Origin of the sequence: Anoxybacter fermentans (genome assembly GCF_003991135.1) — a bacterium.
Classification (GTDB): Bacteria; Bacillota; Halanaerobiia; order DY22613; family DY22613; genus Anoxybacter; species Anoxybacter fermentans.
Map to the genome: position 1 here is coordinate 2,750,310 of NZ_CP016379.1, position 13,100 is coordinate 2,763,409.

General features: G+C 36.5%; 10 protein-coding genes. 2 read left to right on the top strand and 8 right to left on the bottom strand.

Features of this window, described 5'->3' with window-relative positions; all coding sequences use genetic code 11:
- The 5 genes from nuoF to BBF96_RS12505 are packed head-to-tail and all read right to left on the bottom strand — an operon-like array spanning position 1 to position 5,499.
- The gene (gene nuoF / locus BBF96_RS12485; protein WP_127017473.1) at positions 1 to 1,878 is read right to left on the bottom strand and encodes an NADH-quinone oxidoreductase subunit NuoF; all 1,878 of its coding nucleotides are present in this window, start codon (positions 1,876 to 1,878) and stop codon (positions 1 to 3) included.
- A complete protein-coding gene (locus BBF96_RS12490; RefSeq protein WP_236777822.1) occupies positions 1,878 to 2,378 on the bottom strand; it encodes an NADH-quinone oxidoreductase subunit NuoE family protein in 501 nt (166 codons plus the stop codon). Before BBF96_RS12490 ends, nuoF begins: the two co-directional genes overlap by 1 nt.
- A gap of 12 nt (positions 2,379 to 2,390) precedes the next feature.
- Positions 2,391 to 3,542: a SpoIIE family protein phosphatase gene (locus BBF96_RS12495; protein ID WP_127017474.1), complete on the bottom strand. Its 1,152-nt coding sequence runs from the start codon at positions 3,540 to 3,542 to the stop codon at positions 2,391 to 2,393.
- 12 nt (positions 3,543 to 3,554) lie between these two features.
- Entirely contained in the window at positions 3,555 to 5,240 is a 1,686-nt protein-coding gene (locus tag BBF96_RS12500; protein ID WP_127017475.1) for a [Fe-Fe] hydrogenase large subunit C-terminal domain-containing protein, read from the bottom strand.
- Position 5,241: 1 nt separating this feature from the next.
- On the bottom strand, positions 5,242 to 5,499 hold the full coding sequence (locus BBF96_RS12505; RefSeq protein ID WP_205665633.1) for a (2Fe-2S) ferredoxin domain-containing protein: 258 nt from the start codon (positions 5,497 to 5,499) through the stop codon (positions 5,242 to 5,244).
- Positions 5,500 to 6,040: 541 nt separating this feature from the next.
- On the opposite strand from BBF96_RS12505, the gene BBF96_RS12510 reads away from it, so the two are divergent.
- Positions 6,041 to 7,690, top strand: a complete 1,650-nt coding sequence (locus tag BBF96_RS12510) for a pyridoxal phosphate-dependent decarboxylase family protein (protein WP_127017476.1) — start codon at positions 6,041 to 6,043, stop codon at positions 7,688 to 7,690.
- 283 nt (positions 7,691 to 7,973) lie between these two features.
- Here BBF96_RS12510 and BBF96_RS12515 read toward each other — a convergent pair whose 3' ends face one another.
- The gene (locus BBF96_RS12515) at positions 7,974 to 9,092 is read right to left on the bottom strand and encodes an aldo/keto reductase (RefSeq protein WP_127017477.1); all 1,119 of its coding nucleotides are present in this window, start codon (positions 9,090 to 9,092) and stop codon (positions 7,974 to 7,976) included.
- A gap of 209 nt (positions 9,093 to 9,301) precedes the next feature.
- Between BBF96_RS12515 and BBF96_RS12520 the strand changes: the two genes are divergently transcribed.
- Positions 9,302 to 10,888, top strand: coding sequence for a M2 family metallopeptidase (locus BBF96_RS12520; RefSeq protein ID WP_127017478.1), 1,587 nt, complete (start codon positions 9,302 to 9,304; stop codon positions 10,886 to 10,888).
- Positions 10,889 to 11,131: 243 nt separating this feature from the next.
- Here the strand turns inward: BBF96_RS12520 and BBF96_RS12525 are convergent, their stop codons facing one another.
- Positions 11,132 to 11,869, bottom strand: coding sequence for an NAD+ synthase (locus BBF96_RS12525; RefSeq protein ID WP_127017479.1), 738 nt, complete (start codon positions 11,867 to 11,869; stop codon positions 11,132 to 11,134).
- 253 nt (positions 11,870 to 12,122) lie between these two features.
- The gene (locus tag BBF96_RS16945) at positions 12,123 to 12,653 is read right to left on the bottom strand and encodes a stage V sporulation T C-terminal domain-containing protein (protein WP_127017480.1); all 531 of its coding nucleotides are present in this window, start codon (positions 12,651 to 12,653) and stop codon (positions 12,123 to 12,125) included.
- Positions 12,654 to 13,100: the final 447 nt, after the last annotated feature.

The following is a 13,100-nucleotide window of genomic DNA, read 5'->3' on the forward strand; positions in this document are numbered from 1 at the left end:
TTATACCACCTCCACTGCATCAAATGGGCAGGCCTCTACACAGGCACCGCACTTGATACATTTCTCAGTATCCAAAATAAAAGGCTTTTTAATCTCACCGGAAATAGCACCAACAGGACAAACTCGTGAACATTTGCTGCAACCTTTACATTTATCGGCATTAATACCATAAACTTTAAGAGCCTCACAAATACCAGCAGGACATTTCTTATCAACAACATGCGCAATATATTCGTCTCTGAAGTATTTAAGTGTAGTCAAAACTGGATTAGGAGCAGTTTTACCTAAACCACAGAGAGAACCATCTTTTACTGCAGAAGCGATATCCTCCAATTTTTCGATATCCTTAAGTTCTCCCTTACCATCTACAATCCGCTGTAAGATTTCTAACATCCGCTTGGTTCCTTCACGGCAAAGAACACATTTACCGCAAGACTCATTTTGGGTAAACTCCATGAAGAAACGTGCCACCTCAACAATACAGGTGTCTTCATCCATAACTACTAGACCACCTGAACCGATCATAGCACCAACTTGACTCAAAGAGTCAAAATCAAGGGTGAGATCCAGATGTTCTTCTGTCAAACAACCACCAGACGGACCGCCAATCTGTACAGCTTTAAATTTTTTATTATCTTTAATTCCACCACCAACATCATAGATAACTTCTCTTAAAGTAAGACCCATTGGAACCTCAATCAGACCAGTATTAGCAACATCACCCGTGATAGCAAAGGTTTTGGTTCCTGGACTATTTTCAGTTCCAAGTTTTCTAAACCAGTCTGCACCTTTTAAGATAATGTTAGGTACATTAGCCAGTGTTTCCACATTGTTAATGGTAGTTGGGCAACCCCAGAGACCTCTTTGAGCAGGGAATGGTGGCTTAGGTCTTGGCATACCCCGTTCACCTTCAATGGAAGCCATTAGTGCTGTCTCTTCACCACAGACAAAGGCACCTGCACCTTCTTTAATAATTACTTTAAAACTGAAATCAGTACCTAAAATATTCTCTCCCAAAAGACCATAAGCTTGAGCATCAGAAATAGCTTTCTTAAGACGTTTCACTGCCAATGGATATTCAGCACGTACATAGATATAACCGGTATCAGCACCAGTAGCATAACCGGCAATCATAAGACCTTCAATAACTTTGTGTGGATCCCCTTCCATAATACTGCGGTCCATAAATGCACCTGGGTCTCCCTCATCTCCATTACAGATAACATACTTCTGCTCTCTCTCTTCATCTAAAGCAAACTGCCACTTAAGGCCAGTTGGGAAACCGCCACCACCGCGGCCACGCAGACCAGAAGCTTTGATAATATCCACAACTTCCTGTTGACTCATGGTCAAAGCTTTAGCAATAGCTTGATAACCATCACGAGCCAGATATTCCTCTAAATCCTCAGGATCAATCACACCACAGTTCATCAAACCAATTCGGGTTTGATTTTTATAGAAAGGAATTTCCTTTTCAATTGGATAAATTTCTCCACTAACCGGATGTTTATAAGCTAAACGCTCAATGATCTCACCTTTTTTAATAGTAGTCTCAACAATTTCTTCCACATCATCAACAGTTACCTTTGTATACAAAACTCCTAAAGGTTCAATTCGTACTAATGGACCCATAGCACAAAAACCGTGACAGCCGCTGGTCTTTACAGCAATACTCTTACAACCATCTTCGATAAAGGTAACTTCAGCCTTTATATCTTTAGTTGCTTCCTTTAAAGCAGCAGCAATATCCAGTGAACCGCTGGCTACACAACCTGTACCGGCACAGATTAAAATCCGGATGGTCTCATTTTCCATCCTTTGCCGTGCTTTTTCTTTAGCAGCATCCAGGGCTTTCTTACTATCGATTTTCAGTCCCATTATTGACCATCCTCCTCTTTCATAAGTTGATCAAGAATCAGTTCAATAGCTTCTGGAGTCATCTGACCATAAACCTTGTCATTAATGGTAACAACAGGAGCAAGACCGCATGCACCCAAACAGGAAACAGTTTCAACAGTAAAATTCAAATCATCAGTGGTTTTGCGATCTCCCTTAAGACCAACTTTTTTACGGATAGCATTATATACCGGCATTGAGCCCCGTACGTGACATGCAGTTCCATCACAAACTCTGATAATATATTTTCCTTTAGGCTCTAAAGAAAACTGAGCATAGAAAGTAGCTACTCCAAAAACCGTCGCAGGAGAAAGATCCATTGCTGTAGCAACATAAGTTAAAATTTCTTCTGGAAGATAACGATATTCTTCCTGAATTTCCTGCAGAATAGCAATTAAAGAAGATTTCTTTTTCCCATACTTCTCGATAATTTCATTTACTTTTTCAAATTTCCGTTGTAAAGCAGACATTGTCAATGCCATAATCTATCCCTCCTAATAATATTCAATCTCGACAGTTTTCCCCTGATCCAACAAAATATCTTTCAGCGACTCAACAAGCCGCATCTTAAATCCAAAATCAATGGGAAGATCAGGATTCTGATAGACCGGATTAATGGCCTTACCCACAAGGAAACGAATTTGATCAGATTCCAACAGAATTCTGGCCAACTCAGACGCACCATCTTTACCCTGAATCTCTTCTATTAAACTACTCTGCTTTAAGAGTTCCAGTGTACGAGATAAAGTTAAAACTCCTTCTGTTACCAGATCCACCCCATCAATCTCACCACAGGGCGGAACCTTAGAATCCAGACTGGACAATTTAACCTTCAACTCCCGATTCATTTCACGGGCAATGATTTTACTTGTAGTTCCGCCACAGATGACTTTTTTACCTTCTGAAGCAAACAACTCCTGAGAGACATATCGATCCTTTGAGGGATCTTCAGGTGGTCCAACAACAATAGTTGCTTTTTTTGGATAACGAGCTTTTACTGCTAACACTGTTGTATCATCTCCTGGTTGATCAGCATATAATCTTTGACATACATTTGTCAGCCAAAAGGCAATGGATGAAGCATCTGGATAATCATCAACTATTTTTTCCAGATATTTAACCACATTTTTTCTCTGCCAACCGAGATTAAGAACCCCGCCCACACCTGCATGGATTACCCCATCACTTACTGCCACAAGAATATCTCCTTCTTTTAACTTAAAATGGCATTCTTTAATTTCTTTTTCAACAATTTTACGGGTTTTCATCTTAAGTGGAACAGCTTTATTCCCACGAAGAAAAATGATTCCAGGATTATCAAACTCTACTACATAGGCTTCTTCCTTCTCATAATCTATCTGAACGATGGTGAAAGTGGAGTAAGCAAGATTACGCACTTTACAGATGGGTAATGTTCTACCAATAGTATCCAGCACATCTTCTAATTTTGCACCATTTTTTAACATGGTAACAATAATTTTAGTAGTTAAAGTAGCAAGAATATTGGCCTTAACTCCACTTCCTAAACCATCGGAAAGAACAGCGATTAAACTTTTATCGGTCCTTACAATTTCAACTTTGTCTCCACAGAGTTCCTCTCCAGCCTTATTTAAACTGGAAACTCCTGTTTCAAAAATCAAACCCACCGCTATCTCTCCTTATTTCTTTTTCATTAAATCCATTAATTTAGTTAAAGTAACTTTGGTTTCTGCGGTAGTTTCACCTAAAAGACCAGCAATTTCCTGAGCCACCCTCATCTGTTTATCTATAACCTCCTGGGCTTTCTTAAAAGTCTCTTCCCGCATCTTATCAAACTCATCTTTTTGTTTTTCTTCCCTCGTCACATCATAAAAAATTCCAATGATTAAATCATGTTTATCAACATAAAAAATATATTGTCGAACAATAAGAGAATCAGAATATTTTATCAGCCTGGTTATAAGTTCCTTTTTTAATGCCACCTCTTTAAAAAGAGTGTCATCTATAATTGTCGATAGCTCTCTGCCTTTTACCTGCTGACAACTAACCTTAAACATTTTCTCAGCTGCTGGGTTTATCTCGACAATTTTAAGTTGGTTATCGGTAACAATAATCCCACTAGGAGTTGAACGTATAATAAGATTAGACATGGATTCAGCTCTTGAACGCATATAGGGAAGGCACATTTCCAATTCTGCCAGACCATTATAAACAGCTATAGCTTTCTCACGGCAGGAATCATAACCACACGAGCCACAATTGAGTTCATCCTCAGATGATGTTTTACCAATTTTTGAAAGAATTGTACGAATCTCTTCCTCTGATGGTATTTTATAAGTTCCCATTCGAGGATAAAAATTTCGCTTTACTGAAAAGTTTAATGAAGAAAGTTTTTTCTTATTTTCTTTCCTTACCTGCTGTAACTTTAATAACTTCTGACGTCGTTCAAGCAGGGTAATGGATGTGGCAATACCTACACCACCAATACAGCCACCTTTACAGGCCATCATTTCAATCAACTGTAAATAATCCCATCGTGAAAAATCTTTAAGCACTTCAATAACCTCTTCTAAACCGGTTACAGACAAAAATTTATCTGCAAGTAGATCTGTAGAAAAGCCAGCTGTCTTTAATAAGCCGCCACCTACAGGAAATAATCTGGCAACATTAGGTTTTTCACCATCGAATTCTACAGCACCGACCTCTTTAGATAAAACTCCAGCTTCTTCAATCAATTCCTGTAATTCTTTAAAGGTAAGAACCGCATCTATCTGGCCCTTAACTCCAGGCTGTTCCATCTCTTCTTTTTTGGCAATACACGGGCCAATAAAGACTACCCGTTCAAATTTTTCTTTTAACATTCTGCCATGCAGGGCCATCGGTGAAAGTACAGGTGCCAGATGATCAATCAAATGTGGATAGTGTTTTTCCACCAGATCAACTATTACTGGACAACAGCTGGTTAAAAGCGGCAAAGGTCGATCATCTTTTAACAAATCCAGATATTGTTTAGCCACATACTCCGCTGCCCAGGCTGTTTCCTGAATATAAGAAAATCCTAATTTTCGTAATATGAGAACTATTTCACAAGTAGTATCAAACTTTATACCAACAGGATAGGAGGGTGCTAGACTTACTGCAATCCTTTCACCACTTGCAAGCCATTGACGAACCTGTTCTAAATCAGTCTTTCGTACCTGTTTGGCTCCCTGAGGACACACGTGAATACACTTTCCATCATTAATACAACGTTCTTCTACAATCCTGGCCCGCCCCTCATTAATCTGAATAGCTTTCATTGGACAAGAGCGTACACACTTATAACAGTCTTTACAATCGGTTTTTATAGTTGAAATTACACTCATTTTATCTTCCTCCAATCTGTGGAAGAACCTGATCAACAAACAACTTTTTCAGCTCAGTCAAATCAAAAACCGTAATTGGTCCTCCTTCACCAATCCGGATGGTTATACCAGAACTACAATTTTCCATACAAAAACTTGCCTTTAACTCAACTTTATTCTCCAATTGATATAATTTAATTAGCTCTTCAAGTCTTTCAATTACCTGATATGACCCTCTTAAATGGCACGAGCTACCCACGCAAACTGTAATAACCAACAATAAACTCCCTCCCATAAAAATAAAAACCCAATTTTTGTGATTAATTTCACTTATATTGACCTTCTTTACCTTTCAATGATACATTGATAAAGAGATTGAAGCCAGACCACAAATCCATCTTTACTACTGTGAAAACATTCACATTAAAAGACGAAAAAATTTTTTATTTTATTTTTCATTTTTATGATAATACACACCACTTACAATGTCAAGACAATGTCAAGTTTTTTTAAAATTAAATAATTTAATGCACTTTTAGGTTAAAATTTTCTTAATGATATAAAACCCTGATTTTCTTTGATACATAAACTACATAATTATGCAGGACTTTAGCTTACTTTATAGAATATAACAGATGAGTGTTAAGTAGGTTTTATTTTATTTTATATCCATAATTGGTTAATACTTTGATTATAAATTCTTCTGTACCTAAGAAGGAATTTAATGTCTTTTGTAGAATTTTATTCCTATAAAAACCCTAGTTTCCAGATGTTTTTTGGGGTGAGCTAATTCTTTAAAATAAAGAAAGGAGTTGATTAAAATGGACGTTTATTCTTTATTTCCCAGCGCAGGAGGAGAAGCTGAAAAACGTAAATTTTTTCTAGAACAAATCGAAAAACTTCTCTGTAATATTGATGCTCGTAAGGACCCCGAATTAGCCATATTGGATGGCCCTATAGAGCGTAATTATTCTAAGTTAATCGATGAATCAAAAGTACCAGAAAAAGGTCAAGATTTAGAGACACTACATCAATATCTAGATCAATTTGCTGCTGGTAATCCCTATTCCACTAAATATCTGATGTTTAACGCCGATTGTCTTCCAAGTATTCCCTCCCTTCTTGGAATGTTAACCGCTGCTCTATTGAACAGTAATGCAATCTGGGACATAAGTTCCCCTGCAGCAGCTGAAGCAGAAGTTAGAACCATTGCCATGATGGCAGATATAATCGGATATAACCCCCGTCTTGCAAGTGGTTATTTTACTTATGGAGGACAAGGTGGAATTTTTAGTGGATTAAGGATCGGAATTGAAAAAGCCGCTCCCGGTTCACGAGTAAATGGAATTCCAAATAACCTTTATTGTTTCACCTCCAAACTTGCTCATTTTTCATTGTATAAAGCAGTAGAAACAGGAATAGGCACAGAAAAAGTTATCTCTATAAGTACAAACAAAGATAACTCTATGAATCTAAATGAGTTAAAGGAGCGAATGTGTGAAGTTATAGAAAATGGTGGTAAAATTGCATTGGTACTTGCCACCGCCGGTACTACTGACGCTTTTGGTATTGATGATGTTCGCGGCATAAAAAAAATTATTGATGACCTTGTGCAAACTTATAAATTAGATTACGTTCCACACTTACATGCAGATGGTGCAATGGGAGGTCTCTATATTTTCTTTACCAAATACGATTTTGATAAAAATCCATTACAGTTTAATTTCAGAACTCTTCAAGCTCTCCGTAAAATTACAGAAAGAATCAGTGGTATAAAGGAAGCCGATAGTATTTCTATAGATTTCCATAAACTAGGGCAGACACCATACAATAATTCTCTCTTTATGGTCAAAGATTCCAGGGATTTAAATCTGGTTAATTTAAAATTAGATCTCTGCCCATATATTGGAGAAAAAGGATATGGGGATTACTTCACTGGCTATACCTTTGAATGTTCCCGAATGGCATCTGCGATTGCAGCTTTTGCCAATCTGATTACTTTTGGCATAGAAGGTTTTCAAAAAATTTTGGGGAATTATGTAAATCTAACCGTTAAACTAAGAGAACAACTCAAAACCAAATGCCCTCTAATCAAAATTGTTAACCACAAAAATTATGGTCCAATTTCTCTGCTTAGAATTTATAACAATGAAGTTGAGGCTGTTAATGAACTTAAAAACCGCGCTAAAAAGGAAGAAATTATTAAAATTAATAAACTTAATGAAGAATTCTATTCATTGCTAAGGGAAAACAGAAGAAGAATGATGTTTGGAGATACCAAAAAATGCGCTTTGTTAACTGCTCACGATACAAAAGAACAGATTCCTATTAACGGAACTAAAGCATTTATCATTTCTCCTTATACTACCATTGAAGATATAGATGAGATTACCACTTATCTAAAAAATACCTATCAACAGTTAATGGCTACCAAAAATCAAAAATATATTACAGTGGATAGTGTTGGTTAATAAAAAAAGGCCTGGTTCTAAATAAACAGGCCTTTTTCATGTCTGCAGGCTGTTATACACATAACTTGCTCCTACAGGGAAACAGAAACCGCAACCGAACACTCCACCATCCTGGCTGCGCGTCCTTAAAAGTCAAAGCTTCCGCTCCCCTGGCTTTAGCCTTGACTTATACGCTTCAGGAATTATATTTAGTTTTTCTGGTTTCTAAAGCTGAATACCTGTGTACGGGCAAATCTCTAAAAAAATAAATATTTGTTAATAATTTGCAGATTTTTATACCTATTTATTCAGCCAATGTTGCATGGGCCTCTTTTAACTGTCTGATAATCGGAAGATTCTGGGGACATTTTTTCTCACAGGCTCCACATTCAACACAATAAGATGCATCATATTTATCTTTCAAATGGCCCTGTCCAAAATCATTATAGGCTTTTTTAGCATAATCCTTTAGATCATATATACGATAATAGTTCATCAAAGTAAAGATACGTGAAATATCAACCTTCTGTGGACATGGCATACAGTAATTGCATCCAGTACAGTATAGATCAGCTAGTTTCTTCTTCTCTTCCATCACCTGTAATAACTTCTCTTTTTCTTCTGGAGTTAACTGAACATCCCTACATGCAGTCTTTACATTCTCCTCTACCATCTCAATCGTACTCATTCCAGAAATGGCAGTAGAGACATTTGGATTAGAAAAAACAAAGCGAAGAGCTAACTCAGGTGTACTGACAGCATTAGAAACCAGGCTACTGATCTCTTTAGAAGGATAACCTAGTCGTCCGCCACCGACAGGTCCCATAATCACAACTCCCATACCTTTTTTGCGAGCATAGGCAATAGCTTCTTCATTACTCCGATCTAATAGATTATACTGAACTGTCATTGATGCAAAATAACCTGTATCAATAAGCTTGAAAAGATCTTTTGGATCACCATGAAATGAGAAGGAAAGATGGCGAATTAACCCTTCATCCTTCGCTTTCAGGGCTGCTTGAAGAGGCCCATCAGCTACATCAATTTTTTCAGTGTACTTCTCCCAATTGATAGCCCACATGTGATAAAAATCAATATAATCTACATCCAATTTTTTTAAAGAATTTTCCAGACGTTTTCGCCAGTTAGCTCCAGAATCATCCTCAATAGGATTTTTAGTTGAAAGATATATTTTATCACGCCAACCTTTGATAGCTTTACCAACAATAACTTCACTTTCTTTATTACAATAATAAGGTGCAGTATCTACATAATTTACACCCAGTTCCAGCGCCCGACGAATAACTCTAACTCCTTCTTCATGGTCATAATTTTTACCATCTGGAGTTTTAGGGAGTCGCATTGCACCAAATCCCAATAATGAAACCTCAATTCCTGTGTTACCAAATTTCCGGTATTGCATACAAAACATCCTCCCTTCAATTACTACCGACTTTCATTTTTTTATTTCTGTTAAAATAATTCGCGATACAAAATAATTTTCCTTTAAAGATAACAGAACTAATTCTAAAAAAACTGTGGTAATCTACAATAAAAGAATATTATTAAAAGGATTTTTATTTCAAAAAACGAAATAAATTAATGCCAAAAATTTTATAAAGGAGTGGTAACATGGAAAAAATAGTTTTGGATTTTTTACAGAACCGTATTAACAAGTTGCAAGAGATGACCAGTGCCTTGTTTAAAGCCCATTGGGAGTTCTCCACAACAGGAACTGAAGAACTACAAAAACAATTGATAAGTTTAAAAGAAAAACTGGCCCATTTTCTCTCTAATGAAGAAGATTTTCAAAAAATTAAAGATTTCCTTAATTCCAAAATTGACAATGATTTGATAGTCCGCCAGTTAACTGTCCTCTATAACGCCTATCTTAAGCACCAGATAGATTCCGAACTTATCCAGCAGATTGTAAAATTGGAAGCTGAAATAGAAAGTGAATTTACTAACTTCCGTGCAAATTATAATGGCAAACGCATTACTAATAATCAAATTCTTGATATATTACAAACTTCAACAGATGAAATTGAAAGAAAATCTGTATGGCTTTCCAGTAAACAAATCGGCCAGAGGGTAGCACCACTTTTATTAAAATTGGTCAAATTGAGAAATCAGGTTGCTAATAAGTTAGGATACGCTAATTATTACTCTCTGGCTTTACAAACTGATGAAATTAACGAAAAAGAACTTTTTGAAATCCTGGATCGGTTAAAAGAGCTAACGGATGAACCATTCCGTAAAGTCAAAGAAAAAATTGATTATAATTTAGCCCAAAAGTTCGGTATCTCAACCGAAAAACTAATGCCCTGGCATTATAGTGACCCATTCTTTCAGGAGATACCAAACAGTGATGATATCGATTTAAATAAATTTTTTAAAGATCAGGATATAGTAGAATTGAGTAAGAAATATTATGCTGGAATCGGTCTTAACGTTGAAGACATCCTGGCCCGGAGTGATCTCTATGAAAGGGAAGGTAAAGATCAGCATGCCTACTGTATCCATATCGATGGTGAAGGAGATATAAGGATTCTATGCAATCTTAGAAATACTGAATATTGGATGAACACTTTACTACATGAACTGGGACACGGTGTATATGATAAATATCTGGATTTTAATTTACCCTTTATTCTACGACAACCGGCCCATACATTTCTTACAGAAGCAATAGCAATGATGTTTGGCCGTCTCTCCCGTGATCCCCAGTGGTTAAAAGAAATTGCCGGCGCTAGTCCAAAACTGGTTGACTGTTTACAGGATCAACTCCGCTGGCAGGAACAATTAGCTTTACTTATCTTTATCCGTTGGGGACTTGTAATGGTCTATTTTGAACGGGAATTATATAAAAATCCTGAACAAAACTTAAACAGACTCTGGTGGGATTTAGTCAAAGAGTTACAGCTATTAAAATGTCCTGCAAATCGTGAAAACCATCCTGACTGGGCCGCTAAGATCCATCTGGGTACAGCACCTGTATACTATCACAATTATATTCTGGGATATCTAGCTGCCTACCAGATAGAAGCTACCATTAAAGAATCACTGCAAATTCCACATTTGATCAATGAACCAAAAATTGGTTCCTTTTTGATTGAAAAAATCTTTAAACCGGGAGCTAGATATCACTGGAATACATTATTAGAAAAAGCTACAGGCAGAAAATTGACACCTGATTTTGCCGTCCAGGTATTTAAATAAGATCAAATACAGGCTATTGAAAAAGGGGAAGCACGCATAACTTGTTCCTACAGGGAAACAGAAAAAACTAAATATAATTTCTTCCGCAACCGAACACTCCACCATTCTGGCTGCGCGTCCTTAAAAGTCAAGGCTTCCGCACCCCTGGCTTTAGCCTTGACTTATAGTCCACAGCATGCAAAAAACATAATTCCTGGACAAAGAAAAAGCGCCCTCGATTTAAAAAGGGCGCTTTCTTACTTTTTATTCAACACCAAAATTCGGTATTGGAGGAGGTTGTAGTTTATGTAAACTGCGGGCATGTAAACGATCCACAACCTCTTTTACTCTTGGTTCTGCCTCTCCTGTGAGAATATAATGGTCTAGCTCTTCATAGGTAATACCCATCTCAGCTTCATCAGTTTGATTTTCCCAAAGTCCAGCAGAAGGAGCTTTGGTAATAATTCTTTCAGGAATTCCCAGATGACGCGCCAACTCTCTAACCTGTGTCTTAACCAAATTACCTAAAGGCGCAAGATCTATTCCACCATCTCCATATTTAGTAAAATACCCCACTGTCAGCTCACTACGATTATCTGTGCCGACCACCAGAGCATTATAAAGACTGGCAAAGTAATATAAAGTTGTCATCCGTAAACGCGGTTTAATATTAGCCAGAGCCAGGTTATCTTGAGAAAGTTTTTCCGTTCCACCGATAGCATCTCTTAATGCATCAAAGGTTTTTTCCAGATGAACCACTTTATATGGTATATCAAAGGTCTCGGCCACAAGCCGGGCATCTTCCTCATCCTGTGGATTACTATAACATGGCATAATAATTCCCAAAGTACTATCGGGGAAAGCTTTTTTACAAAGGACAGCCGTTACTGAAGAATCAATTCCTCCACTTAAACCTACCACTGCCCCTTTGGCATGAGCATCCCGTACCTTATTTCGAATCCAATCAACTAATTTTTCTGTTAATTTCTCGTAATTTGCCACTTAAAAACCTCCTTTCTATTAGCAGAATTCCTTAAAACAGATTATATGATTTTACTACAAAGAGCAAATTTTTCCCTTGATTAGCTCATTATCTCCCAATTTCTCCTTCTGTCTCATTTAAAATGGTTTTAGCTTTTTGCAGTTTAACTATTATATTATATTGTAACATCCAACCACTTTTAATGCAAGAAAAAAGATAACCCTCTAAAAAAGGGTTATCCTTAATTTGTAAAAAAATATGAATTATATCCTTTTATACACGAGCCTGCTTAGCGAGGATGTTCGCAGCTGCCCTTGCTATAGTCATTTCATACTCACCAAGGGTTTTATCAGCAGAAGATAATATTACTGCACCAAAAATATCGCCATGCCGTATAATAGGACTAATTACAGCAGATTGGATTGGACAATCATCATGACCGCAATCTTTACAAATTTCTTCAGCCCCAGCCTTTTCAATAAGAATTGTTTTCCGCTGCTCTAAAGCCTCTAATGTTCCTTTACCCAACTTATGATTAAGATTATTAATAGATGAAGCAATAACTTTTTCTGTATCAACAACCATTGCATCACATTCAGTAGTTTTTGCCAAAGTTTCTACATAATCATCAAGCAGCTCAATTTCAGCTAGTGGTGAATATTTTTTTAAAATAACCTTACCTTTTCGATCAACAAAAATCTCTAAATTAGTGCCTTCATCAATATTCAAATTCCTTCTAAGTTCTTTGGGAATAACTACCCGCCCTAAATTGTCTATCTTTCTAACGATTCCAGTTGCTTTCATATTATCGCCTCCTTACCCCTATTTTACTCACTTTTTATAATTATTATGTAATATTTGACCTTCAAAAAGGCTTTTTTAAAAACATAATAATTTGATTTCCTCTAATATCTATCTTTGTAAAATTTTAATTTTTATACGTCTTTACCTATACAGGAATATTTTACTTATTCTAATTGACTGATTGTGTACAACAGGATATAATTTAAGTAAGCATTCATGGTTAAACTGCAAAAAGCTAATTTTGAGCGCCATAGAAATTTTTCGTTTAACCATCTTGGTGAGATTTCAGTCGAACTTTAAATGGTTCGAAAAATTTCTTTTAAAGTGAAAAATTAGCTTTTTGCAGCAAAATCATTTATAGATTGTTGGTTGTAATTATTTATTTTAAAATTTTATTAAAGGAGTGAAATTTATGAAATTTAGCAGGTTAATCCTTGCTGTTGTGGT

Coding starts and splice junctions, on each gene's coding strand:
- nuoF (WP_127017473.1), bottom strand. CDS start 1,878: ATGGGACTGAAAATCGATAGTAAGAAAGCCCTGGATGCTGCTAAAGAA.
- BBF96_RS12490 (WP_236777822.1), bottom strand. CDS start 2,378: ATGGCATTGACAATGTCTGCTTTACAACGGAAATTTGAAAAAGTAAAT.
- BBF96_RS12500 (WP_127017475.1), bottom strand. CDS start 5,240: ATGAGTGTAATTTCAACTATAAAAACCGATTGTAAAGACTGTTATAAG.
- BBF96_RS12510 (WP_127017476.1), top strand. CDS start 6,041: ATGGACGTTTATTCTTTATTTCCCAGCGCAGGAGGAGAAGCTGAAAAA.
- BBF96_RS12515 (WP_127017477.1), bottom strand. CDS start 9,092: ATGCAATACCGGAAATTTGGTAACACAGGAATTGAGGTTTCATTATTG.
- BBF96_RS12520 (WP_127017478.1), top strand. CDS start 9,302: ATGGAAAAAATAGTTTTGGATTTTTTACAGAACCGTATTAACAAGTTG.
- BBF96_RS16945 (WP_127017480.1), bottom strand. CDS start 12,653: ATGAAAGCAACTGGAATCGTTAGAAAGATAGACAATTTAGGGCGGGTA.